The 25,366-nt window shown below is 64.9% G+C and carries 20 protein-coding genes; 3 read left to right on the top strand and 17 right to left on the bottom strand.

Annotation, left to right across the window (positions count from 1 at the left end; translation table 11 throughout):
- The first annotated feature begins 50 nt into the window (after window positions 1–50).
- On the top strand, window positions 51–1,235 hold the full coding sequence (locus ACUXH0_RS05935; protein WP_259393686.1) for a fumarylacetoacetate hydrolase family protein: 1,185 nt from the start codon (window positions 51–53) through the stop codon (window positions 1,233–1,235).
- Here the strand turns inward: ACUXH0_RS05935 and ACUXH0_RS05930 are convergent.
- The 5 genes from ACUXH0_RS05930 to xylF all read right to left on the bottom strand — a co-directional run bounded on the left by ACUXH0_RS05930 (window position 1,226) and on the right by xylF (window position 6,810).
- Window positions 1,226–2,131 carry an SMP-30/gluconolactonase/LRE family protein gene (locus ACUXH0_RS05930; RefSeq protein WP_182594017.1) on the bottom strand — a complete coding sequence of 302 codons (906 nt, stop codon included), beginning with the start codon at window positions 2,129–2,131 and terminating at the stop codon, window positions 1,226–1,228. The two genes, ACUXH0_RS05935 and ACUXH0_RS05930, sit on opposite strands and share 10 nt — an antisense overlap.
- On the bottom strand, window positions 2,128–2,895 hold the full coding sequence (gene xylB / locus ACUXH0_RS05925; protein ID WP_182594016.1) for a D-xylose 1-dehydrogenase: 768 nt from the start codon (window positions 2,893–2,895) through the stop codon (window positions 2,128–2,130). The genes ACUXH0_RS05930 and xylB overlap by 4 nt, the downstream gene beginning before the upstream one ends.
- A 46-nt stretch (window positions 2,896–2,941) precedes the next feature.
- Window positions 2,942–4,144, bottom strand: coding sequence for a sugar ABC transporter permease (locus ACUXH0_RS05920; protein WP_182594015.1), 1,203 nt, complete (start codon window positions 4,142–4,144; stop codon window positions 2,942–2,944).
- Window positions 4,141–5,700: a D-xylose ABC transporter ATP-binding protein gene (gene xylG / locus ACUXH0_RS05915; RefSeq protein WP_182594014.1), complete on the bottom strand. Its 1,560-nt coding sequence runs from the start codon at window positions 5,698–5,700 to the stop codon at window positions 4,141–4,143. The genes ACUXH0_RS05920 and xylG overlap by 4 nt, the downstream gene beginning before the upstream one ends.
- 81 nt (window positions 5,701–5,781) lie before the next feature.
- Window positions 5,782–6,810, bottom strand: a complete 1,029-nt coding sequence (gene xylF / locus ACUXH0_RS05910) for a D-xylose ABC transporter substrate-binding protein (RefSeq protein WP_182594013.1) — start codon at window positions 6,808–6,810, stop codon at window positions 5,782–5,784.
- A gap of 269 nt (window positions 6,811–7,079) precedes the next feature.
- Here xylF and ACUXH0_RS05905 point away from each other — a divergent pair, with 269 nt between their 5' ends.
- Window positions 7,080–8,303 carry a XylR family transcriptional regulator gene (locus tag ACUXH0_RS05905; RefSeq protein WP_004627722.1) on the top strand — a complete coding sequence of 408 codons (1,224 nt, stop codon included), beginning with the start codon at window positions 7,080–7,082 and terminating at the stop codon, window positions 8,301–8,303.
- On the top strand, window positions 8,300–9,382 hold the full coding sequence (locus tag ACUXH0_RS05900) for an aldose epimerase family protein (protein WP_182594012.1): 1,083 nt from the start codon (window positions 8,300–8,302) through the stop codon (window positions 9,380–9,382). Before ACUXH0_RS05905 ends, ACUXH0_RS05900 begins: the two co-directional genes overlap by 4 nt.
- A 28-nt stretch (window positions 9,383–9,410) precedes the next feature.
- Here the strand turns inward: ACUXH0_RS05900 and ACUXH0_RS05895 are convergent, their stop codons facing one another.
- The 12 genes from ACUXH0_RS05895 to ACUXH0_RS05840 form a co-directional block, all read right to left on the bottom strand.
- Window positions 9,411–10,838, bottom strand: a complete 1,428-nt coding sequence (locus ACUXH0_RS05895) for a nucleobase:cation symporter-2 family protein (RefSeq protein ID WP_182594011.1) — start codon at window positions 10,836–10,838, stop codon at window positions 9,411–9,413.
- Window positions 10,839–11,216: 378 nt separating this feature from the next.
- Window positions 11,217–11,978 carry an RNA polymerase sigma factor FliA gene (locus tag ACUXH0_RS05890; RefSeq protein ID WP_004627728.1) on the bottom strand — a complete coding sequence of 254 codons (762 nt, stop codon included), beginning with the start codon at window positions 11,976–11,978 and terminating at the stop codon, window positions 11,217–11,219.
- An 8-nt stretch (window positions 11,979–11,986) separates the two neighbouring features.
- Window positions 11,987–12,772, bottom strand: a complete 786-nt coding sequence (locus ACUXH0_RS05885; RefSeq protein ID WP_024974604.1) for a MinD/ParA family ATP-binding protein — start codon at window positions 12,770–12,772, stop codon at window positions 11,987–11,989.
- 15 nt (window positions 12,773–12,787) lie between these two features.
- The gene (flhF, locus tag ACUXH0_RS05880; protein WP_182594010.1) at window positions 12,788–14,698 is read right to left on the bottom strand and encodes a flagellar biosynthesis protein FlhF; all 1,911 of its coding nucleotides are present in this window, start codon (window positions 14,696–14,698) and stop codon (window positions 12,788–12,790) included.
- Window positions 14,695–16,821, bottom strand: coding sequence for a flagellar biosynthesis protein FlhA (flhA, locus tag ACUXH0_RS05875; protein ID WP_004627733.1), 2,127 nt, complete (start codon window positions 16,819–16,821; stop codon window positions 14,695–14,697). Before flhA ends, flhF begins: the two co-directional genes overlap by 4 nt.
- Window positions 16,822–17,156: 335 nt before the next feature.
- Complete coding sequence (gene flhB / locus ACUXH0_RS05870; protein WP_004627735.1) at window positions 17,157–18,320, bottom strand: flagellar biosynthesis protein FlhB; 1,164 nt, start codon at window positions 18,318–18,320, stop codon at window positions 17,157–17,159.
- 193 nt (window positions 18,321–18,513) lie between these two features.
- The gene (locus tag ACUXH0_RS05865; protein WP_182594009.1) at window positions 18,514–19,116 is read right to left on the bottom strand and encodes a nitrous oxide reductase accessory protein NosL; all 603 of its coding nucleotides are present in this window, start codon (window positions 19,114–19,116) and stop codon (window positions 18,514–18,516) included.
- A gap of 2 nt (window positions 19,117–19,118) precedes the next feature.
- Window positions 19,119–19,649, bottom strand: a complete 531-nt coding sequence (locus tag ACUXH0_RS05860) for a nitrous oxide reductase accessory protein NosL (RefSeq protein ID WP_004627739.1) — start codon at window positions 19,647–19,649, stop codon at window positions 19,119–19,121.
- Complete coding sequence (locus tag ACUXH0_RS05855; RefSeq protein WP_012430157.1) at window positions 19,646–20,470, bottom strand: ABC transporter permease; 825 nt, start codon at window positions 20,468–20,470, stop codon at window positions 19,646–19,648. The genes ACUXH0_RS05860 and ACUXH0_RS05855 overlap by 4 nt, the downstream gene beginning before the upstream one ends.
- Complete coding sequence (locus tag ACUXH0_RS05850) at window positions 20,467–21,423, bottom strand: ABC transporter ATP-binding protein (RefSeq protein WP_012430156.1); 957 nt, start codon at window positions 21,421–21,423, stop codon at window positions 20,467–20,469. The genes ACUXH0_RS05855 and ACUXH0_RS05850 overlap by 4 nt, the downstream gene beginning before the upstream one ends.
- Entirely contained in the window at window positions 21,401–22,696 is a 1,296-nt protein-coding gene (locus tag ACUXH0_RS05845; protein WP_182594008.1) for a nitrous oxide reductase family maturation protein NosD, read from the bottom strand. Before ACUXH0_RS05845 ends, ACUXH0_RS05850 begins: the two co-directional genes overlap by 23 nt.
- Complete coding sequence (locus tag ACUXH0_RS05840) at window positions 22,693–25,317, bottom strand: NosR/NirI family protein (RefSeq protein WP_182594007.1); 2,625 nt, start codon at window positions 25,315–25,317, stop codon at window positions 22,693–22,695. Before ACUXH0_RS05840 ends, ACUXH0_RS05845 begins: the two co-directional genes overlap by 4 nt.
- Window positions 25,318–25,366: the final 49 nt, after the last annotated feature.

Below are 25,366 nucleotides of genomic sequence, written 5' to 3'. Positions count from 1 at the left end.
CGATCACGCGGGTTCCCTGGCAACAGGACAGTTCAATGAACGGAGCGCACATGACCGCCATCGCCAACCACTTGCCGCACGATCTCGAGCATGCAACGCTCGTCGGTCGGGTCTGGCGCACAACAGAAAAAAGCAAGGGGCCATCCGTCGTGGTGGTGCGCAACGGGGTCGTGTTCGACATCACGGAAGCCGTGCCAACGGTGGCAGATCTGTTCGAGCATCCTGACGCACTGGCCGTCGCGCGGCAGGCCCAAGGGGAAAACCTCGGTCGCGTCGAAACGCTTGTCGAACGCTCACTGGCTGCCGATCCCACGGGAAGCGCGCCAACCCTGCTTGCGCCGAACGACCTCCAGGCGATCAAGGCCTGCGGCGTGACGTTTGCCGTCAGCCTGATCGAACGGGTGATCGAAGAGCAGGCGGGCGGCGACCCAGCCAAGGCGCGCGACGTGCGCGCGTCCATTGTCGGCGTGGTGGGCTCGGACCTCTCCAAGATCAAGCCCGGCTCCGATGCGGCCATGCGGCTCAAGGACGAACTGCAGCGCCGGGGCGCATGGTCGCAATACATGGAAGTCGGCATCGGCCCCGATGCGGAAGTGTTTTCCAAATCGCAACCGATGTCGGCAGTCGGATTCGGCGCCGACGTGGGTCTGCATCCGGCCTCGCGGTGGAACAATCCGGAGCCGGAGATCGTGCTGGCGGTCAGCAGCACGAGGCATGTCGTGGGAGCAGCGCTGGGCAACGACGTGAATCTGCGCGACATCGAGGGGCGCTCCGCGCTGCTGCTGGGCAAATGCAAGGACAACAACGGCTCCTGCGCCATCGGCCCGTTCGTGCGCCTGTTTGACGAGCGCTTCACGCTCGACACGATCCGCGCGACGCAGGTATCGCTGCGTGTTGAGGGCGCCGACGACGGCTTCGTGCTCGACGGCGTGAGCCACATGAGCGAGATCAGCCGCGACCCGCTTGACCTCGTCGCCCAGACCTGCGGACTGCACCATCAGTATCCGGACGGCTTCATGCTGTTTCTCGGCACGATGTTCTCGCCGATCAAGGACCGTGACGCACCTGGCGCCGGCTTTACGCACCACCTGGGCGACCTCGTGACGATCAGCGCCCCGCCCCTCGGCGCGCTGGTCAACACGGTACGCCTGTCGACGGAGATCGCACCGTGGACGTTCGGTGTCCGGGCTCTGTATCGCAACCTGGCCGCACGTGGGCTCGTCCGTCAGGGCTGACCTGTCGCCGCTGCGGAAAAGTCCACGGCACAATCCGTGGACGGGAGCCCTTTGACCGGCGCGCGAAACGCAAACAAGCCGCCGGCAAGCGGCTCCTTCTGCAACGCCTTGTCCGTCAGGCCCTTTCGGGCGGTGGTTGCATAGACCGTCTGCAAGTCATCGCCGCCGAACGCAAGCTTGGTCATGTTGGAACAGGGGAAGTCGACACGCCCGATGCATCGGCCGTCGGGTGAGAACCGCTCGATCCGCCCGCCGCCGAACAGCGCGACCCACACGCATCCTTCCTCGTCGACGGCCATGCCGTCTGGGTAGCCGGAGCCCTCAATCGAGGTGAAGATGCGTTTGCGTTCCAGGCTGCCGTCGTCGCCGAGGTCGAAGGCATAGATCACACGCTGCAAGGTATCGGTGTGATAGAGCGTGCGGCCGTCCGGGCTCGCGGTCGGGCCATTCGTGATCACGTAGCCCGAATCGCGCACGCTCAGGCCACCATCCCCGCCTACCCGGTAGAGCTGCCCGCTCGGCTCGCGCTCCGCATCGTCCATCGAACCAAACCACAGCGCGCCGGTGCGGTCGACATAACCATCATTGAGCCGATTTCCCGGCCTGTCGGTCTCGACCGGCAACACGCGGCTGAAGGTGCCGGTTTCGAAGCTGAACCGATAGAGACCGCCTGGTACGCCGCAGATCCAGCTGCCGTCAACGCTGGGCAGCGCAAAGCCGATCTGGCCTGGCGCGACCCAGCTGCGGCGCACATCGGTATCGGGGTCATAGCGGTAGAGCCGCCTGCCCTGGATATCGACAAAGACCACGCAGCGCGATGCCGCGTGCCACACCGCGCCCTCCCCAAGCGTTGCGCCGACGCGCCAGACGCAATCCGGAATGATCGGCGCCATCATCCGCCGTACCACCCGGCATCGACAAAGTACTCGCGCGCTGTGCAACGCGCGGCATCGTCGGACGCAAGAAACAGCGCCATACGTGCCACATGTTCAGGGTCGACACGCTCATGCAGGCATTGCTCGCCCAGCAGCTTGGCTTCGCTCTCGGGCGATTGCCAGAGCGCCATCTGCCGCGGCGTGCGCACCGCGCCGGGCACGATGCAATTGACGCGAATGCCGAATCCGCCCAGATCACGCGCCAGACCGCGCGTCAGGCCCTCGATGCCGGCCTTGGCCGTCATGTAGATGGCGAGGTCCGCCTGGGCAAGGTGCCACGAGATGGACCCAAGGTTCAGGATCACGCCGCGCCCCAGCTTCTTCATGCTGGGCAGCACGGCCTGCGCGCAGAAGAACTGATGGCGCAGGTTCACCTCGATGCGGTTGTCCCAATAGGCCTGGGTCACGGTTCCGATCTGATGGCGGTCATCATTCGCGGCGTTGTTGATCAGGACTTCGATGGGGCCAGCGTCGGCCTCAATGCCCGAGAACGTGGCGTTCAGCGCATCGACATCCCGCAAGTCGCAGTGGCGGAAGACCGGCGGATGTACGCACTCGCCAAGCGACGCCGCCAGCGCTTCTGACTCCGCACGCGCAATATCCAGGAACGTGACACGCGCGCCCTGTTTGGCAAAGCCTTCGACGATGGCAGCGCCAATGCCGCTACCGCCACCGGTAATCACAACGTTCTTGTTAACAAGGCTCGGATAAATCGCATAAGACATAAGAGATTCCAGTGACAGCAAAAGAGATCAAGCCTGTAGCGCAGCCTCAGCGGCGGCCGGAGCGCGAGATGACGTCCACCCAGACGGCCAGCACGAGGATGCTGCCCTTGACGATCATCTGCCAGTACGCGTCCACGTCGAGCATGGACATGCCGTTGTCGAGGCTCGCCATGACCAGCGCACCGACCAGCGCGCCGTAGACCGTACCCGCGCCGCCGCGCATGGACGTGCCGCCGATGAAGCAGGCCGCAATGGCATCCAGTTCGCCCATGGTTCCGGCGGACGGTGAGCCCGCGGCAAGACGCGCCGTATTGACGATGCCCGCAAACGCGCACATCAGGCCCATGAGGCCGAAAATGGCGAGCTTCACGCGCTCGGTGTTGATGCCCGACAGGCGCGTGGCCTCCAGGTTCGAACCCACGGAATAGATGCGGCGGCCGAAAACCGTCTGGCTGGCGATCCAAGAAAAAATACCGAGCAACGCCAGCACGAGCAGAACAGGCACCGGAATGCCGCCATAGCTGTTGAGCGTGGCGACAAAGGCGACGATGACCGCGCCCGCCACAACAAGCTTGGCGACGTCCTGCCAGAGCGGCGCGACGTCGAGTTCATAGCGGCGATGTTCACGCCGCTGCCTCGCCACCACGAAGATCAACAGGCAGAAGATCAGCACCGCCATGAGGTCGCCCACATGGCGCGGCAAGTAACCTTGGCCGATCAGCACGAAGCTGTCCGACACCGGCGCAATCGTCGAGCCATGCGTCAGGCCGAGCAGGATGCCGCGATACGCCAGCATGCCGCCCAGGCCGACGATGAAGGACGGCACGCCCCGGTAGGTCGACCACCATCCGTTGAACAGGCCCATGGCCACGCCGAGCAGCAGCACCACGGGCACCGTCGCCGTGATCGGCCAGCCCAGTCCTTGATCCAGGATGGCCGCCACGCCACCGAGCAAGCCAAGCAACGAGCCGACCGAAAGATCGATCTCGCCCGCGATGATGACGAAGACCATCCCGCAGGCCAGCATCCCCGTAATCGACATCTGCCGCAGCAGATTGGAGAGATTGCGCGGCGACGTAAACGCACCGTCGGTCAGCATCGAAAAGAACAGCCAGATTGCCGCCACGGCGATCAGCAAGGCCAGGATCTTGTAGCGGGCAAAGAGTTGCCGCAAGCGCTGCGTTGCTTTGATTGTGCTGCGCGAATGGTCCACCCCGCCTGCGGCTTGAGGGCTTGTTTGAGAGGTCATGCCTGGCCACCCCGATGAAAAGTGGATGTGTGCCGCACCGGTTGAATGGCTGCGGTCAGAATGTGTTCCTGCGTCAAGCCGTCGTTCACGAAGTCGCCGCGCAGTTCGCCCTCGCCGATCACGAGCACGCGGTCCGAAATGCCAAGCACTTCGGGCAGCTCCGACGAGATCACGATGATGGCCATGCCGCGCTTGGCGAGATCACCGATCAGCTTGTAGATCTCGTATTTGGCGCCGACGTCCACGCCGCGCGTCGGCTCGTCCAGAATCAGGACGCGCGGCTCGGTCAGCAGCATTCGCGTCAGAACGGCCTTTTGCTGATTGCCGCCCGACAGGCTGGCAATGGGTAGCATCGGATGCGCCGCACGCACGGCAAGCCGGCGCATCTCTTTGCGGATCGTGTCGAGTTCGGCCGCGCCGTCAATGCGCCCAAGACGCGCGAAACGCTGCAGGACGGCCAGCGTGATGTTGTGCCCCACGCTCATCAGCGAGACGATGCCGTGACGCTTGCGGTCTTCCGGCACCATCGCAATGCCCGCACGAATGGCGTCTAGCGGCGCGCGGACCTTCAACGGTTTTCCGTCCAGTACCAGCTCCACCTCGCTGGCACCTTCGTACGCGCCAAACACCGCCTGCATCAGCTCGGTGCGCCCTGCCCCAACCAATCCCGCCACGCCGAGAATTTCGCCACGCCGCACCGCGAAGGACACATCGTCGACCCGCTTGCGAGTCGGGTTGTTGGCGTCGTAGCACGTCACGTTGCGTGCCTCGAATACAACTTCCCCGATGGGATGGGGCTCGCGCGGAAACAGTTGCGTGATCTCGCGCCCGACCATCTGCGCGATGATGCGATCGGTAGTCAGATCACGCATTGGCGCGGTCGACACATGGCGGCCATCGCGGATGACGGTGACCGTGTCGCACACCGCCTCCACCTCGTCGAGCTTGTGCGAGATGTAGACGCACGCAATGCCGCGCGCTTTCAGGTCGCGCACGATGTCGAGCAGGATGCGCGTCTCCGCCGCCGTGAGCGATGACGACGGCTCATCCAGGATCAGCAGCTTGGCGCGCTTGTTGAGCGCCTTGGCAATTTCAATCAGCTGCTGATGGCCGCCGCCGTAGTGCATCACGGGCAACGCCACGTTGATGCCCTGGATGTTCAGGTCGCGCAGCAGCTTGTCGGCGCCCTGGTACATGGCCGCGTAATTCATGCGGCCGCCTGGCAGCGTGATTTCGTTGCCAAGATAGATGTTCTCCGCCACCGACAATTCCGGCACCAGCATCAGTTCCTGATGAATGATGACGATACCCGCGCGCTCGGTGTCGCAAATACCGCCGGCGCGCAGTGGCTGCCCCTCCCAGAGGATTTCGCCATCCCAGGTGCCGCTCGGGTACACACCGGAGAGCACCTTCATGAGCGTGGATTTTCCGGCGCCGTTCTCGCCGCACAGGCCAACACACTCGCCTGGCCTCACGACCAGGTTGATACCGTCAAGCGCCTTCACACCGTCGAACGTCTTGACGATGCCGCGCATCTGCAACAGAGGTTCAGACATGCCCCGTCCTTGAGGTACGAACGCGGCCGGCGATGCAGCGTTGGCTCATCGCCGGCACAAAGCGGCCCTGACTGCGGGACCTTACTGGCCGCCGATCTGCGCCTGCGTGTAGAAGCCGTCTTTCACCACCAGATTGACGTTGTCCTTCGTGAGTTGGGTGGGTTGCAGCAGCACCGTGTCGACCTTTTTCTTGCCGTTGTCGTACTGCGCGTTGTATTTGGGCTTGTCGCCCTTGGCGAGGGCTACCGAAAGCTGCGCAGCCTCGGTGGCAATCAGCTTGAGCGGCTTGTAGACCGTCATCGTCTGCGTGCCGGCAATCACGCGCTTGACGGCAGCAAGGTCGGCATCCTGGCCCGACACCGGCACCTTGCCGGCCAGCTTCTGCGCAGCCAGCGCCTGGATCGCGCCACCGGCCGTGCCGTCGTTGGATGCAACCACGGCATCGATCTTGTTGTTGTTCGCGGTCAGCGCGTTTTCAACGATACCCAGCGCCGCAGAGGCGCTCCACTCGGGCACCCATTGCGAGCCAACAACTTTGATGTCGCCGCGGTCGATGGCCGGCTGCAGCACCTTCAACTGGCCCTGCCGCAGCATCTTCGCGTTGTTGTCCGTCGGCGCGCCGCCCAGCAGGAAGTAGTTGCCCTTCGGGCGCACGTTGAAGACGCCCTGCGCTTGCAGTTCACCCACCTTCTCGTTATCGAACGAAATGTAGGCGTCAACGTCGGCATCGAGAATCAGGCGGTCATACGACACCACCTTGATGCCCGCCTTCTTGGCTTCGGCCACCACGTTGGTCAGCGCCTTGGAGTTGAACGGCACGATGACGATCACGTCGACGCCGCGCGAGATCAGGTTCTCGATCTGCGAGATCTGGCGTTGCTCGCTGGCGTCCGCCGATTGCACCGACACCTTGGCATCCAGTTTTTCTGCAGCGGCGACAAAGTAATCGCGGTCGCGCGACCAGCGCTCCACGCGCAGATCGTCGATACAGAAGCCGATTTCCGGATGCGCCTTGCTCGCGTGTGCCAGCGGCGCGCCCATCGACAGGCTGGCGAGCACTGCACCGCAAAAGGCGGCCCTCAGAACACAACGGCGTTGGTTCGATTTCATGTCTCACTCCATCTTCTTTTGTTGGTGGGTACCGACGTGGCGTCTGCTGCGCCGCAATAGATTTCGGCCGGCTCGACGGCAGTCGCATGGTGCATGCGCCGCCTTGGCACCGGCAATTACGAAATTGCCCAACCGCCCTAACATTTATTTCCAACCGGCGGGCATCGTCTGACAGCGCCGCACGCAGCCCATAGAATGTGCGGGCGAGCGGCACGCCCCGGCGCCACCGCCGTATGGCAAACCCCTGCCACCGCGAGCGCCCTCAAGCCATGCATCGTCAACTGCCCGATCCTTCGCAGCACGCGCGCATTCATCGCATTGCGCTGCTGTTCAATGCCAACAAGGTGTATGACCGCGAAATCATTGCGGGCATTGGCGACTACATGCGCTCCACCCGCGTGACGTGGGACCTGTTTCTGGAAGAGGACTTCCGCTGCCGCCTGCCCGGTATCGAGCGCTTTGACGGCGACGGCATCATCGCGGATTTCGACGACCCCGCCGTGGCTGAAGCGCTGCGCGACTGTCCGCTTCCGGTGGTGGCCGTCGGCTCATCGTATGAAGACGCCGCGCACTACCCGGCAAACGTGCCCTATGTCGCAACGGACAACAGCAAGCTGGTCGCGCTGGCATACCGGCACCTGATCGAAGCCGGCCTGCAGCACTTTGCGCTGTACAGCCTGCCCCAGGCGCCGGAAAACCGCTGGGCACAGCAGCGCGAACTGGCCTTTACGCGTTTGCGCCGGCAGGACAATCCCGCCGCCCCCGTTGAGCAGGAGATCTATCGGGGGCTTTCGACCAGCGCGCCGACCTGGCATCAGGCGATCAGCCAGTTGATCGAATGGCTGCGCGGCTTGCCCAGGCCCATCGGCATCATTGCCGTGACGGATGCGCGGGCGCGGCATCTGCTGCAGGCCTGCATGACGGCAGGGTTCGCCGTGCCGGAAGAAATCGCCATCATCGGCATCGACAACGATCCACTCACGCGCACGCTGAGCCGCATCCCGTTGTCGTCGGTCATTCAGGGCACCGTGGAGATGGGTCGCACCGCCGCACATCTGCTGCATCAGATGCTGGGCGGAGCGCGCCTGGCAGGCCGGCAGATTCTCGTGCCGCCGGTCGGCATCAATGTGCTGGCGTCGTCCCGGCACCAGCCGCTTGCCAGCCCGTACGTCATGCGGGCGCGGCACTTCATTCGGCAATACGCCTGCCAAGGGATCAAGACCGAGCAGGTCGCGGACTACGTCGGTATCTCGCGGTCATCGCTCGAAGAACACTTTCGTCGTGAATTGCATTGCACCGTGCACCAGGAAATCCTTCGCCATAAGCTCGACGCGGCCAAGCACATGCTGGCCAGCCGTGATGTTGCAACCGCCGAGGTGGCGGTGCGCTGCGGCTTTACGTCCCCGCAATATATGCACGCCGTATTCCGCCGTGAGCTGGATTGCACGCCGCGCGAATACCAGGAACGCGCCATCGCAGAGGGCCAATCATGAGCATCGCGCCAGCGCTGTCCGCACACGCGCCGCTCGACGGCGCCATCTCGTCAGCAACATGGGGGCACTTGCCCGACGGTGAGCCGGTTCGGCTGTTCACGCTGCGCAATGCCTCGGACATGCGCGTTTCGATCAGCGACCTCGGGGCGACGCTCGTCTCCTGGCAAGCGCCGGATCGCGGCGGGCGCCTGGGCGAGATTCTGCTCAACCACGCGACGCCTGCCGCCTACCTTCAATCGGGGGGCTACCTTGGGGGCTTGATCGGGCGCTGGGCCAACCGGATTGCCGGCGCACGCTTTACGCTCGACGGCATCCACTACGCGCTCGACCGCAATGAGGGCAGCAATCTGCTGCATGGAGGGGCAAGCGGATTTCATCGTGCGCTATGGGACGCCGAAGAGCAGGACGGCGCCGTGGTCATGGGGCTCACGTCTCCAGAAGGCGATGCCGGATTCCCCGGCAATGTCGCCGTCCAGGTTCGCTATGCGCTTGACGACGACGGCACGCTGTCAATCGACTACGAGGCCCGCACCGATGCGCCCACGCCAATCAACCTGACCAGCCACGGGTATTTCAACCTCAGCGGAAAGCCCGGCACTGACATCAGGGGCCACATCTTGTCGATCGATGCCGATGCCTACCTGGAAGTCGATGCCAAGTTGATCCCGACGCGGGCAGTGAGTGTCGCCGGCACAGCATTCGATTTTCGGCAGGCGGCGCCCATCGGGGCGCGGCTGGACTGGCCTAACGCGCAGTTGGCGCAGGCCGGCGGGTTCGACCACTGCTTCGTGCTGCGCAATACGGCGTCGGACGGTCGTCCGCATGTGCGTCCGGTCGCGCGTCTGTATGAACCCGGCAGCGGCCGCGAATTGACAGTGCTCACAGACCAGCGCGGGCTTCAGTTCTACTCGGGCCACATGCTGTCGGGCACGCACGCGCAACGCAGCGGCTTATGTCTGGAAGCGAGTGCGTTTCCGAACCAGGTCAACATGCCCGATGCGGAGGCGGTCATGCTGCGCCCGGGCCAGGTCTATCGGCAGCGCACTGCATACCGCGTCTCGGTTGCCAGAGAAACCTGAGCCGCGTTGAAGCGCGGGCGTTAGATGCTCAATGTGCGGCTGCGGCCGCGCCTTGTATCACTTCGTGCGAGCCGCGGATGCCGTTGAACCAGGCGTTCAGCACAACGGCCACCAGCGTGCCCATTACGATGCCGCTGTGGGTGATCGGGCGCGTCCAGTCCGGGAAGTGATGGAAGAAGGCCGGCGCCAGCGTCGGCATCATGCCAAAGCCGACCGACACCGCGATGATCAGCAGGTTGTGGCGCTGCTGTTGGAAATCGACCATGCCCAGCATGCGGATACCGGCTGCGGCCACCATGCCGAACATCACGATGCCCGCGCCGCCCAGCACGTATTGCGGCACCGATGCCACCACGTAAGACAGCTTCGGAAACAGCCCCAGCACGATCAGCAGCACACCGCCGGCGGCCGCCACGTAGCGCGACCGCACGCCCGTGATCGACACCAGCCCGATGTTCTGCGAGAACGATGTATGCGGGAACGTATTGAACACACCGGCCACGACCGTCGCCAGACCGTCGGCACGCAGGCCATTGGTCAGTTCGTTGCGCGAGATCGGCTTGCCCACCACGTGCGCCAGCGCGAGGAACATGCCAGTCGATTCCACCAGCGTGATCACGATCACGATGCACATCGAGATGATGGCCGACAGCTCGAACTTCGGCATCCCGAAGTAGAACGGCGTCACCAGCGTCATCAGCGGCGCGGCGCTCGCGTCGGCCAGCGACACCTTGCCGAACGCCGCAGCCACCAGCGTGCCCGTGACGATGCCAAGCAGCACCGCGATATTGCACAGCAGCGCGTTACCGAACTTGGTCAGCAGCAGGATCGTCACCAGCACGAGCGCCGCAATGGCGAGGCCGAACGGATCGCCAAACGCCGGGTTCGGCACCATGTGGCGCGCGCCATCCACCACCTGCGGAATCATCTGCTGGCCGCCCGCAGCCCAGTTGATCCCCACGCTCAGCAGCGAAAAACCGATCAGCATGATGACCGTGCCCGTCACCACGCGCGGGAACAGGCCCAGCAGCCGCCCCATCAGCGGTGCAACGGCAATGCCGAACACGCCGGAAACGATCGACGCCCCGAAGATGCCGGGCAGCCCCATGCCGGGCTCCACACCGATGGCGATCATCGGGGCAACCGCGGCAAACGTGACGCCCATCATGACCGGCAGGCGGATCCCGAAAATCAGAAAACCGAGCGATTGGATCAGCGTGCCGATCCCAGCCGCAAACAGGTCGCAATTGACGAGATAGGAGAGATCGCTCTTCGACAGGCCGAGCGCATTGCCGACAATCAGCGGCACGGCAATCGCCCCGGCGTACATCACCAGCAGGTGTTGCAGGCCAAGCGCGAACAGGCGCGGCAGCGGCAGGAACTCGTTGACGGGATCGGCAACGGCGTGAGCGATTGTTGACGAAGAAGGCGTGGGTTGGCCGGGGGATTGGCGCATTGTCTGTCTCCTGGGGCCGCCCCCGTGTCAATGCCGGGAGCGTGCTTTAGGCGGATGGGGCGGGTTCCATCCGCCGGCATTCATGCGGCGTGATGCCGCGTATTTGCCGGAATCTTGGATGGGCGCCATTTTTCTGTCAACAATTACATACGTTTTTTGTGTACATATTTTGCGTTCTGAAACGCATGTGCGCCGTGATCTACCTGTTTCACGCCTCCAAGCGTGCCTCGTGACCGAGGCCCCAAAGAAAAAGCGCGGCCGCGACATGAGTCGCTGACCGCGCAGTAGAAATACCTGGCAGGTAAAGCTGAGACCAAGAGCCGCCATCCAACCCAGTGAAGCAGAGGGTTTTGTTAGCAGCTCTCAGCCGACCTCATATCAGGTCGGCGTCGGCAGCCATGCGCGATCGCGCAGGCGCGAACGGATGCGGGCAATCGCCTGGCTGTGGATCTGGCACACGCGCGACTCCGACACGCCCATCACGGCGCCGATTTCACGCAGGTTCAGATCCTGCTCGTAGTAGAGGCTCATCATCAGCTTCTCGCGCTCGGGCAGTCCCTCGATGGCAGCGACAACCGATTCGCGCAGGTCGTGGTCCAGCAGCTGGTCCAGCGGCGTGGCGTCGTTCTCGGGTGCTCGGTTCTCGATGAAGGCGTCAGCGTCTTCACGGTCGAAATCTTCGTAATACAGCAACTGGCTGCCTTGCAGGTCGACCAGTTGCTTCTGGTATTCGGCCAGCGACATGCCCAGCGCTACGGCAATCTCGGTTTCGGTGGGCGCGCGGCCCTTCTGCTGCTGCAGCTTCTGGATTGCCTGCTCGATCGTGCGCGCGTTGCGGCGCAGGCCGCGCGGCAGCCAATCCGAGCCGCGCAGTTCGTCCAGGATCGCGCCGCGAATACGCTGGGCCGCGTAGAACTCGAACTGCACGCCCTGCGTTTCCTCATAGCGCGACAGCGCATCGAGCAAGCCCATCATGCCGGCCTGGATCAGGTCGTCCAGCTCAACGCTGGCCGGCAGCTTGACCATCATCTGGTTGGCAATGCGGCGCACCAGGGGTGCGTACGTGGCCATCTCGTCGGACTTGGTCTTGCGACCGGTTGCGGTGTACATATCCATGCCTGCCTTTGACGCTTCGTTCATGCTGCGCCTCAATAAACCAATTCGGCCGCGCGTGCGGTGGCGCCGGGTGTCGCTGTCGCTGTCGATGCCGACATTGACGTTGCCTGCGCCGATTCATCTGCCAGCTGTGCCGGTGCCCGCGCCGACATGACCACCCGCGACGGCACACTGCCATCACCGGCTTGGGCCTCGGCGCTGGCCCAGCTCAACATTTCTTCGGCAAGCTGGCGGAAGGCCATGGCCGAAGGCGATGCGGGAAACGCACTCGCCACGGGCTTGCCGAGCGAGAGCGCGAGTTCTACGTGCCGGTCCTCAGGGAGGTAGCCGGCGAAATCGATACGGGTGTTCAGGTACTGGCCCACGGTGTTGGCCAGGTTGCCGAACACGCGCACGGCGGAATCCACCGAGTGCGCGCCGCACACCACGGTGCGGATGCCAGCGCTGCCTTGCAGCACAGCGGTTTTCTTGAGTAGCGTGTACGCGCTCTTGAGGCCTTCCGGACCATCCGAGAAGGTCAGCAGCACGTCGTCGCACGCCTCAGCCACGGTGCTCAGCGCCCGGGTGCCAAAATGCGCGGCCACGAGCGTCACATCCGCCGTCTCGTCGTACTGCTCGAGCACGCCGGGCATGGCGAGCATGGTCTGGGCGTTCACTACCGCCGTGTCGCGGCCCATGGCGGACAGCGCGATGCGCAGGTTGTCGACAAAGTCATCGACCTGCTCTTCCGCACCGATCACCAGCACCCGGCGGGCAGCGGCATGACCGAGCATGCGCCGCAGCCCTGCGGCTTGATCCTTGGCGAATGGCGTCGTCATGGTCGCGCCCCCTTGTCAGGCGAAATCGAAAGCGGCCAGGCCGGGTTCGCGGTTGCCTGCGTTGCGTAACACCGCGCCTTGCGCCACGAGCAACGATTCATCCGAATCCAGCGAGAACGACGACTGCTCTGCACCGGCCCGGAACGAGCGGTGGATCAGCAGCTTCTTGTTCGGCACTGCAATGTCTTCCGGCACACGCTGGCCGTACGACACGTAGTGCAGCGGCAAGCGGCGACGGATCATCACGTCCATCGCATGGCCCACCGAGGCAGCCTCGTCGATCTTGGTCAGGATGCAGCCGGCCAGGTTGGCGTCGCGGTAGGCACCTACGACTTCATCGAGCGTCTTGCCGTTGCTGGCAGCGTTGAGCAGCAGCAGGCGCTTGATCGACGGGCCCACGGCATGCAGCATCGCCATCTGCTCGGACACGGCGCGGTCACGCTGGCTCATGCCGATGGTGTCGATCAGCACCACGTGCTTCTCGCGCAGGTCGTTCAGCGCCAGGCTCAGGTCTTGCGCGTCTTTCACGGCATGCACCGAGACGCCCAGGATCTTGCCGTAGATGCGCAGCTGTTCGTGGCCGCCGATCCGGTAGCTGTCGGTCGAGAGCAGTGCCACGCGCGATGCGCCATGGCGCAGCACGAAGCGCGCGGCCAGCTTGGCGGTCGTGGTGGTCTTGCCCACGCCGGTCGGGCCCATCAGGGCAAACACGCCGCCCTGGTCGAGCAGGCTGTTCTCGTCCGACACGGTGCTCAGGTTCTTTTCAATCGCGCGTTGCACGAAGTCCAGCGCACCTTCATACGCGTCGTGCTGCGGCATGTTCTCCAGCACGTAGCGCGTGAGCTGCGCCGAGAACCCTGCGTTGAGCATGGTCTGGAACAGGCGCGTACGCACCGGGTCGCCCAACTTCACGCCCAGCGAGGCCAGGCTCGACATGGCGTCGTTCAGCGTGCTCTTGAGCGTTTCGATCTCGCCGACCATGCGGCGGGTCATCACGTCGGTCTCGGCACGGATGCTTTCCTTCACGTCGGCCTGGAAGGCCGAACGCTGCAGGCTCACGTCATCACGCGGGGCTTCGGGCTTGGCCATCGTGTCCTCCACGCGGACGAAAATGTCGGACGACGTGCCTGCCTCGGCTTGCGCCTCGATGCGCGCCTTCATGGGCGCCTCAGTCTTCTGCTGTTCTGCACGGAGGGTGCGCGCCTGCGCTTCCACGCGCTCGGTAAAGCTGCGCAGCGTGACCGGGCGGTCATCCTGTTCGCGTGCCTGCTCACGTGCCTGCTCGCGACGTGCGGCAAAGCGGGCGGTCGATTCCATTTCCGGCTGGTCGTCTTCCACCGTGCTGCGGCGGGCGATGAACTGGGCGGTGCTGGCCAGGGCCTGCGCCGCAGATTGGGCAACCTCGGCATTGGCACGGTCGAGCGACAGGCCCGCCAGCATGCGGGTGGACGCGGCCAGCGCATCTTCTTCGCCAAACGCCACGTCGTCGTCCACGCGCGTTTGCAGCGTGCGGCCGGCCGGCTTGGCCACAGGAGCAGCCGGCGCTGCCGGTGCGTCTTCCTGTGCGGGAGTGCGGCGCGAAGCAATGAAGCGGTTACGCAGACGGGCCAGTGCGTTGGGTGCCGGGGCCTCGGCCCGCGCGGCCTCTTCAGCGGGAGCGTGAGCGGCGGCGACGGCTGCGGTTGCAGCGGCAATCGGTGCGGGCTCGGGAATCGGAGCCGGAGCCATCGGGCGGCGCTGTGCCGTCTTGGGTGCCGACGACTGCGTATCGACCAGCGCATCCACGTGCGAATCGGATGCCGCGATGATCTCGATGCCGCCCGGAATGGCACGGTTCGACAGGATCAGAGCGCCATCGCCCAGTTGGTCGCGGACCTTGCGCAACACGTCACGCGACGTCAGTCCGGTAAATCGATGCATTTTCATGCGCGGCCTCCAAGCATGGCGACAACCTTAATCGTTCGGTGATCCGGAATTTCTGCGTGCGACAGCACGCGCAGGCTCGGTGCGGCACGCTTGAACAGGCGGGCAAGCATCGGGCGCAGTGCGGGCGGCACGAGCAGGACGCCCGTCTGACCCATCTGTTCGTGCTGCCGCGACGAGTCCGCTGCCGCCTGCATGAGCGAGTCGGCCAGTTGCGGTTCGATCGGGCCGGCGTTAGAGCCAACGACGCTTTGCAGCAAGATGTTCTCCAGATTCGGGTCAAGCGTGACGACCTGCATTTCGGTCTTGTTCGGGAAGAGCTGCTGGGCAATCGCCCGGCCCAGCGCCACACGCACGGCGGCGGTGAGTTCGGCGGGGTCTTGCGTCCTGCCTCCGTGTTCCGCCAGCGTCTCGACGATGGTGCGGATATCGCGGATATGCAGGCCTTCGTCCAGCAGGTTCTGCAGCACCTTCTGCACGGTCGCGACGGGCAACAGCTTGGGTACAACGTCTTCGACCAGCTTCGGTGCTTCCTTGCCCAAATGATCGAGCAACTGCTGGACTTCCAAACGGCCGAGAAGCTCGGTGCTATGGGTGTAAATCAACTGATTGACGTGGGTGGCGATGACGGTGCTGCAATCGACCACGGTGTAGCCCTCGGCCTGCGCGCGATCGCGCACATCGGCGGTGATCCACATGGCCGGCAGGCCAAAGGTCGGGTCCACGGTGGGCGTGCCGGGCAGTTGCGTGCCCAGTCGACCACCGAGGCCACCCATGCCGCCATGACCGCCCATGCCATCCTGGCCGCCCGGATTGATGGCCAGGAACTTGCCCTGCTGCACCTCGCCGTGGCCGATCTCCACGCCCTTGAGCGTGATGCGGTACGACGATGGGCCCAGCTCCAGGTTGTCGCGGATATGCACCACCGGCGCCAGGAAGCCCATGTCCTGCGTGAATTTCTTGCGGATGCCCTTGATGCGGCGCAGCAGCTCGCCGTCCTGGCTCTTGTCGACCAGCGGGATCAGGCGGTAACCGATTTCCAGGCCCAGCACGTCGACCCACGACACGTCGTCCCAGCTCGCTTCGGGCGTATCCACCGGGGCAATGGCCTGCAGCACGGGCTCGATCTCGGGCACTTCGCGCTTCTTCTTCAGGTACCAGCCCAGATAGCCAAGGCCGCCCCCAAACAGGATGAACGGGAAGTGCGGCATGCCCGGCACCAGGCCCAGCAGGCCCAGCACGCCGGCGGTGGTCATCAGCACCGTCGGCATGGCAAACAGCTCGCTCGACAGTTGCTGGCCGACGTCCTTGTCGGTGGAGACGCGGCTGACCATGATGCCCGCCGCGGTGGAGATCACCAGCGCGGGAATCTGCGCGACCAGGCCGTCGCCGATGGTCAGCAGCGTGTAGTTGGTGGCCGCGTGGCCCACGTCCATGCCGTGCTGGAGCACGCCCACCGCCAGGCCGCCGACGATGTTGATCAACAGGATGGCGATACCCGCCACCGAGTCGCCGCGCACGAACTTGCTGGCACCGTCCATGGAGCCGAAGAATTCGGCTTCCTGGGCGATCTCCGTGCGGCGCCTGCGGGCTTCGTCTTCACGGATGAGGCCGGCGTTCAGGTCGGCGTCGATTGCCATCTGCTTACCGGGCATCGCATCGAGCGTGAAGCGCGCGCTGACCTCGGCGATCCGGCCCGCGCCCTTGCTGATCACCATGAAGTTGATGATCACCAGGATGACGAACAGCACGATGCCGACGGTGTAGTTGCCGCCCACCAGGAAGTGGCCGAAGGCTTCGATCACCTTGCCGGCGGCGTCGGGGCCGGTGTGGCCTTCCATCAGCACTACACGCGTGGACGCCACGTTCAGCGACAGCCGCATCAGCGTGGTGATCAGCAGGATGCTCGGGAACGACGAGAAATCCAGCGGCTTGAGCGTGTGCATGCTGATCAGCAGCACGATGATCGACAGCGCGATGTTGAAGGTGAACAGCAGGTCCAGGATGAACGGCGGCAATGGCAGCACCATCATCGCCAGGATCAGGATGATGAGCACCGGGCCCGCGGCGGAGCGGTAGTCGCCCTTGCGCAGGATGTCGGTGACTCGGAGCAGTGCGGCGTTCATTGGCGGGGCGTGCAGCGGGGGGCTTTTCGATGGATGCCATCTTGCCGGGCGCGCCGCCAAATCGAAGACGTGAGAAAGCCGCCCAAAAGGCGGCTTTTCTTTGGAATACCCTCCCACCGGGGGGTGTGGAAGCGGCCAGTGGCGCCGTTTGGGCGAAATTGCACGCCAAGCGAGACATGCGCGAGCCTCAAACAGCCGTTCGCCATGCAAAAAGTGTCGAGGGCGATGCTTTTTGCTTGACGATCCGAGCTCGGAGCTCGGCGCGTGAGGCTTTTTTCTCGGCGATCCGAGCTCGGAGCTCGGCGCGTGGAGCTCTTTACTCGGCGGGCGGCACTTTATGCGTCTTCGGGCTCGTCGTCCGGGCCGGGCTGTGGCCCCGGGTCCAACTCGGCAGGCACCGGCAGGTCGGTCGGGCGCACCGGCACTCGGCCGCCCACCTGATGCAGGCGGCGCAACTGGTAGACATAGGCGAGCACTTCGGCCACGGCGGCGTAAAGCGCCTCGGGAATCTGGTGGCCGATCTCGGTGTGGCGGTACAGCGCCCGGGCCAGCGGGGGCGCTTCCAGAATGGGAATCTTGTGCTCCGTGCCCAGCTCGCGGATCTTGGCCGCCACCATGTCGGCGCCCTTGGCCAGCACGCGCGGCGCGCCGCCTTCCTTTTCGGAATAGCGCAGCGCCACGGCGTAGTGCGTCGGGTTGGTGACGATCACATCGGCCTTGGGCACGTCGGCCATCATCCGGCGCTGGGCGGCCTGGCGCTGCAGGTTGCGGATGCGGCCCTTGACGTGCGGATCGCCCTCGGACTCGCGGTGCTCCTTGCGCACTTCCTCCTTGGTCATGCGGTGCTTGCGCGCGTATTGCCACAACGACAGCGGCACGTCCACGGCCGCCACCAGCATCATCACCGCTGCCATGCAGAGGAAGGCCACGCCGGCCACGTGCAGGGTGTCGCGCATGGCAACGCCCAGGTCCTGCTGCGGCAGTTCGATCAGGTCACCCCGGTAATACCGGACCAGCAGCCAGCCCACGCCGGCAATCAGGAACAGCTTGATCAGCAGGCGGGGCAGCTCCATCAGCCCCTCCAGCGAGAACATGCGCGTCAGCCCCTGCAGCTTGAACAGGCGCGAAATGTCTGGGGACAGCGGCTTGAACGAGATGGCCCCGCGCGTGAGCGCCAACGGCGACAGCGCGGCAATCACCAGCATCAGCATCAGCCCGCCCAGGGCCATGGCCAGCGGCATGAACTGGCCGGTCACGTAGTTCCACTGGTCCTGCCCGCTGGTGTAGTTGTAGCGGTGGAACTCCAGGCAGCGCGCCAGAAACGCCGATGCGGCGCGCACGATCGAGTCGCCCATCACCCACAAACCGCCCGCGGACACCGCCGTGAGGGCGAACGAAGCCAGTTCCCGTGATCTGGGAACGTCGCCTTCCTCGCGCGCCTGCTCGAGGCGCCTCGGAGAGGCTGGTTCGGTTTTTTCGAGATCGCTTTCTTCGGACATGCCGGCGTGCGAGGGGGTGGGCGGGACATGCCGGCAGGTTGGCCGGCCGTCGCATTATCCAAGGCCGCACCGCCTGTCGAAGCGCCGAAAAACCAGCTTCCGGGCCGGCTTATCGACAGATGGCCGCCAAGCACCACGCCAGCATGGCCCGCACGGTGCAATCTGCGTCGCCCCACAACCAGACGGGAACGCGCTAGGTGTGCCGACCTGCCGGATGGGGCTGCGAGGGTTCCAACGCCCGGAGGCGTTCTGCGGTAATGCCGGCGGAGCCCGTGACTGATCCGCCGTGGCGCGTAATGAAATCGCGCGCATCCGTGTGATTCCGGAAGGCAGGGAGATTGCCCCTGCGCATTGGCCCCGGCACGTCGGACCCCCATACGTAGACGGCCTGCAGCGCGGCAATCCAGCGCCCGTCGCCAACTGCACGCACGTAGGCGGCGGCAATGTCGGCCGATTTCCGGCCAGCGGCGTAGCGCGGCAGGTTGCGCAAGTAGATGAACAGGCTCAATGGCGAGTCGAAGAAGTACGCGTCGCCATCGGCAAAGATGACCTGGGCTGCCCAATCCGGCGCGCGCGACGGAAACGCGCCGCAGACCGGGCAGCGTGCGTTGGGCGGGATGGCGCGCGGCGCATCGGGCGCCGTGCCCGAGCGCGGGTCATAGGGCGTTGGCGCCGCAACGAAGCAGATTTCGGTGGGAATCTCGGGCTCCACCCGGCGGCTCGCATACACGCCATACCACCAGAGCGAGGCCGCCAGCAAAGCGACTGTCATCAAGCCCGATCGACGCAGCCGCATGGCTACATCCGCCCGTCGTGCAGCGCGCCACCGCTGAGGTCCACCATGTCTGGCGTCACTTCGGCGTAGCGCAGCAGCTTGCCACCGTCGCGGGCAATGAACGCGCGGGCATCGGCTTCCAGCCGGAAGCTCGCGACCGTCGGCCCCATCGAGCCGCGGCGCCGGCTGCCGAACACGTAATAGCCGGTCTTGGCGTCAAACCAGTGGCCACGAGGATGCTCCCAGTCGGCCTGGCCCATGTCCTGCACGAGCGCCGCCCGGATTGGCCGCGCCTGCTCCGGCTTGAGCAGTGTGTTGAACATTTCCACCGTATCGCAGCACCAGTGCGGCGTCGCGTCGCCCTGGTAATAGAGCTGTGCCTTGGGCCCTGGATAATCCGCCACCAGCATGCCGTCCAGATCGCAGGTGGTCGCCGCGTCGGCTTCAGCGGGGACAAGGGTGGCTTCGGCCTGCCGGCCACAGGCAGCCAGACCAATCAGGGCGGCCGATCCGGCCAGGGCAGCCGCCAGCAGGCGGCGACGATCCGGGTTCATGCGCGGAATCTCCAGGCGGCCAGTGCCAGCGGCGCGGCAATCCAAGCCAGCATCGCCGCGCCCATCGCCCACGGGTTGCCCAGGGCAGGCGGCACGATGCTGACGAGGCCATGCAAGCCCCGCAGCTGGTCCAGCGAAAACACGTTGAGGATGCGAAAAATATCGGTGGGATTGAGCAGCAGCAGATACGCCAGCGCCTGGCCGCCAAAGCTGCCGCCGGTGGCGACGAGTAGGCCGAGCAGCAACAGGTCGAATATCAGCACGAAGCCAAACCACAGCGCGATGGCGGCGCCCGAAGCACGCGTGCGCTCACGGCTGACGACAGAGACGAACAGCGCCAGGCTCAGAAAGACCAGCCCCAGCAGCACCGAACTCAGCACGAAGCCAGCCGCCTGATACAGCCCCGCCGAGCCGAACTGGTGCCACAGGAGCACAGCCATCAGTGCGAAGCCACCCAACGTCGACAGGGTGAGCGCTGCGGCGAGCCCGAGGTATTTGCCCAGCAGCAGTTCCACACGCGTCAGCGGGAGGGCCAGCAGCAGATCGAGCGAGCCGCGCTCGCGCTCGCCGACAACGGCGTCGAACCCGAGCAACAGCGCAATCAGCGGGATCAGGTAGATGACGAGGCTGACCAAGCTGGTAATGACGAACTCGATGGAACGCGGCCCGAGCGTGCCCTGCTCGGCGCCGCCAAAATAGCTGATCACGAGCGAGAACACGGCGAAGACGACGGCCACCGCGAGCACCCATCGGTTGCGCAGGCGATCGCGCAGTTCCTTGGCCGCCACGGCGGCCACTTGCCGATATTCGATGCCGATCATGCGGCCTCCGTTTGCCTGAGGCCAAAGAACACGTCTTCGAGCGACGGTTCGTGGATCTGCAGATCGAGCAGGCGCCCGCCCAGCGGCTGCAGTGCCTGAAGTACGTCCATCTTGAGCGAGCGGCTGCAGCGCAGCATCACCTCATGCTCGGCCTGCCCGTCGACGATCTCTGCGCCGTGTGCGCGCAAGGGCGCGAGTTGCGCCCACAGTGCGCCGCGCGCGCCGGCCTCGACCCGCAAGGCCAGCGTCAGGGGCAGATCGGCCTGTGCGCGCAGTGCAGCGACACTGCCAAGCGCAAGGACACGGCCGTCGGCCAGGATGGCAAGGCGGTCGATGCGCTGCTGCAGCTCGGCCAGGATGTGCGACGTGATCAGGATCGTGACGCCCTGCTCGCGCAGTGCCTGCAGCGTGGCGTAGAAGTCGTGGATTGCCGCCGGATCGAGGCCGTTGGTCGGCTCATCCAGAAAAAGCACGCGTGGCGCACCCAACAGCGCCTGCGCAAACCCGAGGCGCTGCCGCATCCCCTTTGAATACGCCCGCACGGGTTGGTCGACCGCACCCGCCAGCCCGACGCGGGCAAGCAGCGACGCGCAATCGGCTGCCGGTGCGCCCTTGAGCTTGGCGAAAAACCGCAAGGTCTCCAACCCGCTCAGGTTGTCGTACAGAACGAGGTTCTCGGGCAGGTAGCCGATCTGCCTGCGCGCGGCGCGGAATGCAGCCCCACGCACCGATGCCCCGGCCACGCGGATGCTGCCGGCGGTTGCCGGAATCAGCCCAAGCATCATCTTGAACAGCGTGCTCTTGCCGGCACCGTTGTGCCCGATCAGGCCGAACAGTTCGCCGTAGCCGACGTCCAGGTCAACGCCGTCGACGGCTCGCACGGCACCATAGTGTTTGCAGACGCCGCGCAGCGAAATGGCGGCAGTCTCGTCAACGTGAAGGGGATCTGTCACGCCAGGTGCTCCAATGTGGGTTCGCGGGCTGCATGCGCGGATACGCGTCCACCACGCTCGGCACACGCAGGATCGGAAACTGCCGGCTGACGAATCTAAGTGCCTGCACCGCCGGGCTCGCCAACAGCAGTTGCACGCCGGGGTGACGCCAGATCAGCCGGTCGACAACGTCGTTGGCCTCGTAGGGCACATCGCCGATGCCATCGCCATCGCGGTCCCAGCCCAGGTAGTCGCTCCAAAAGTTGCCCTGCGGGCGCTCGGCAGCCGTGCGTGCCCCCCATGCCTCGTCACGCGCGCCCACGTAGCGGACTTGCTCTCGGTTGCCGATGAAGTCGTTGCCTTGCACGACGTTGCGTGTCGAGCCTGCCGACAGGTGCACGCCCACCTGGTTGCCGACGATGAGGTTGCCGCGCAGTTGCGTGTATTCCACGTCGTAGATGAAGAAGCCGCGGTCGTTGTCGGCCACCACGTTGTTCTCCACCACCGAGTCCTGCAACGTGCGCAGCATGATCCCGTGGTCGGCATTGCCCCAGGTGCGGTTGTTGCGCACGATCTGGTCGCGCACCTCCATCAAGGCCAGGCCGCCCCGGTTGGCATAGCTGTCGTTGTCCTCCCACAGGTTGTAGTAGGAGTTCATGTAGTGCGTGCCATAGCGGCTGTGGTGGAGCCGATTGCCTTTGAAAACGGCGTGGTGCGACACGTCCACGTAAAGCGCATCCCGTACGAAGCTGATGTTGTTGCCGATGATGCGCGCGCCTTGTGTGTTGTACAGCTCCACGCCATTGCCGCGCTGCGCCGAGTTGTAGTCACGCTTGCCGGTGATGGTGTTGGCCTCGATGCGCACGTCGTTGGCTTTCTCGATCCACAGGCCGAACAGGTTGTAGGTCAGCTCACACTGGCGCACCACGGCGCGATGCGCGCCGGGCAGGATGTTGATGCCTGCGTTCTGCTCTTTCAGGCTGTCGCCCGAATCGCGAACGATCAGGCCCTCGATCACGACGTCCGGCGCGCCGATGCGGATCGTGTCGCCGCGCTGGCCGCCGCTGAGCGTGGGACGATCGAGTCCGCGCAGCGTCAGAGGCTTGTTGACGATGAGGTTGCCGATATACATGCCGCGCTCGATCTCAAGCACATCGCCCGGATGTGCTGCGTCGATGGCTGCTTGCAGCGACTGCCCCGCCGCAACGCGCACCGTGGTGGCCGCCGATGCGTGAGCGCCCTGCACAGCCGCAAGCCAGATGCAGACGACGAGCAACACCGGCAGCCACCTCATACCTGCAGCAACCCCAGCGCTTTCAGGGTCAGGAACAGCATGGCGCCAATCAGCAGGTTCTTGAAGCCGACGTAGCTCAGCATGTCCATGACGGTTGCGCGCCGATAATTGGCTTGCCACCACGGGCCATCCTTGACGTAGCGACGGCCGGCAAGGCGGATCAGCACTTCATACAGGCTCCAGCCGAACCACCATGCGATGACCGCGCCCGACGACAGGTGGCCCGTCGCCGCCAGGATCCATGCCACGCTCGCTGCCAGCGCAAGCGAAGCCCCCGCGATCTGCAGGCCGCGCGCCGACCTCCACCCGTTGCTGCTCCACGGCCAGAGGTGATCGCGCAATTCCAACATCAGCCAGCGCAGGCCACGCGCACCTTCGCGTCCGGTCGGCACCACGCGGTCGGTCGGCATGCGCGGGTCGGGGCCTTGCGCCACCCGCGGGTTCATGGGCACCGGCACCGGCTGGATGGGAATGAAGTAGCCGTCCTTGCCGATGGGCGTGATCTCCAGCCCATCGCGCTCGCGCCGCTTGCGCTCCTTGGCCAGCGGCGGGCAGCCCTTGACGTCGGTGTACAGCACCATGCAATCGAGGCAGTGCAGGCATTCGCGATGGTCGATACGGCCGTCCGCGTCGATCGCCAAAGACCCGCAACCGACGGCGCAGGCCTTGCAACTGTTGCAGTCTTGCTTGCGGCGCAGGCCAAACCAGCGGAACGTGCTCGGCATGGCAAGCGCGGCACCCAGCGGGCAGATGTACTTGCAGTACGGGCGCTCGACAAACAGCGAGATCCCGAGCAGCGTGCAGACGAACAGCCCGTAGGGCCACGCGCGGTGGCTGATGCCGACCAGGAATGTCGTCTTGAACGGTTCCACCTCGGCAAGCTTTTCTGCCAGCCCCATCGAGAACACCGACACCGTCAACAACCCGAAGAAGATGGCGTACTTGAGCCACTTCAGCTTGTCGTGCCAGGCACGCGGCAGATGACGCTGCCAGCGTTTGAGGCCGAGCCGTCCGCCAATCTTGTAGAGCGCTTCCGACAGCGAGCCGAACGGGCACAGCCATCCGCAGAACAGCCCTCGCCCAAAGAGGAACACCGTCAGGATGATGAAGATCCAGAAGCAGAAGATGAACGGATCCGTCAGGAACAGCGACCACGTCCACTGGAACAGCAGCGAGTGGAACCATGTCAGCACTTGCGTGATCGACGGCTGCGCCATCGCACCGAAACCGACGAAGCCGATGCTCAGGGCCCACGCGGTGTACTTGAAGGCGTTCACCGGCCACTTGTTCTTGTGCGTCGAACGGCGCGTCAGGCGCTCACGCAGCGCATACACCACGCTCACCGAAACGAGCAGCACGATGAAGAGTGCAATCTGCGGCGCGCGCGTACGCCAGACCCGCCGCCAGGGGGCCTCCGGCTCGTCGATATGCGGGTGCCCGCCCTGCAGCAGCGTTTCGGGCAACCAGTACGGGGCATCGAACGTAACGAAGCTGCGCGTGCCGGTCGCCCGATCGACGCGGTTGCCCAGGAAGGACAGCTTCCACGGATACGCCGCCGAAAACGCTGGCGAGCGCACCACGAAGATGGCCGATTCCGTGTAGGCCGGCGCGCCAGGGGCTGCCAGGCCATAGAGGTTCAGGTAGTCCGAATCGCGGAAGGTAAAGGACTCCGCGCCTTGCTTGATCTGGATGCGGTCATAGATGCCGCCGCGTACGAAGCCCGACCCCTTGAACGACGCCGCGCCCGCGGTGCGGATGACGAAGATCGCATGCTCGTTCTGCTTGAGTTGAGCGTGCAGGTCGTTCCAGACGGATTGGCCGAGCAGGCTCGCACCCAGGTCGGGATGATTGAGATCACCGAACCACAGTTCAATGAACGGTTCCGGCGCGCGTTCGAGCCCAAGCTGTTCGGGCCGGATCAGCAAGCGCTGCACGCTGCCCTGCTTGACGAGTTCTGCCCAGCTTGCACGCTGCCCGGTCTGCGCATAGCGCGCGGGCTCATGGCGCGTTGGCGCCAGAATGCCAACCTGACGCGCCACGGAAGATGTGGCTGTGGCCAGCACCTGGTTCTGCGCAATCACGGTCACGGTGGCGCCCGAGATCGCATCGACGCCAAGCACACCCTCGTCTGGCCGTGACTGACCGACTTCGATCTTGTCCTTGACCGACTTGCCGATGTACTGCTTGTTGAAGTTCAGCAGCGCAGATTCGGGAATCCCCAGCAGCAGGATCGGCTCGGAATGCTTCAGGACCTTGATGCCGACATAGCGGCCTTGCCGGTCCATGCCGATCAGCGTGACCACGGGCTTGCCCGAATAGGCCGGGATGTCCGTGATGTCGGTGGACAGCATCACGTAGCCCAGCAGCGCCGCCTTACCGCCTTGCGCTGCGCCATAGGCTTCCACATAAGGCGGTTGCCCCATGCGTTCGGAAAAACGCACCGCGCCGGGAAACACGTCGGCGCAAGGTACGAGCGCGCACAGGTCCTTGGCCTCGGCCAGATTGGCGGGCAACTCGGCTTCGTAGGCGCCGCGACCGGCCTGCGCCGGTTGCACGCCCACCAACAGCATCAGGAGGAACGCGGCGACCCACGCCGCGAACCCTTGTTTTCGGGATGGCATCTTGGAGTTCATCGGCACGCGCGGGCCCGCACGGGGCACGCGCGCTTCT

The sequence above is a fragment of the Ralstonia sp. 110700041-2 genome, assembly GCF_056280165.1.
This window is presented reverse-complemented; position numbering and strand designations above follow the sequence as displayed.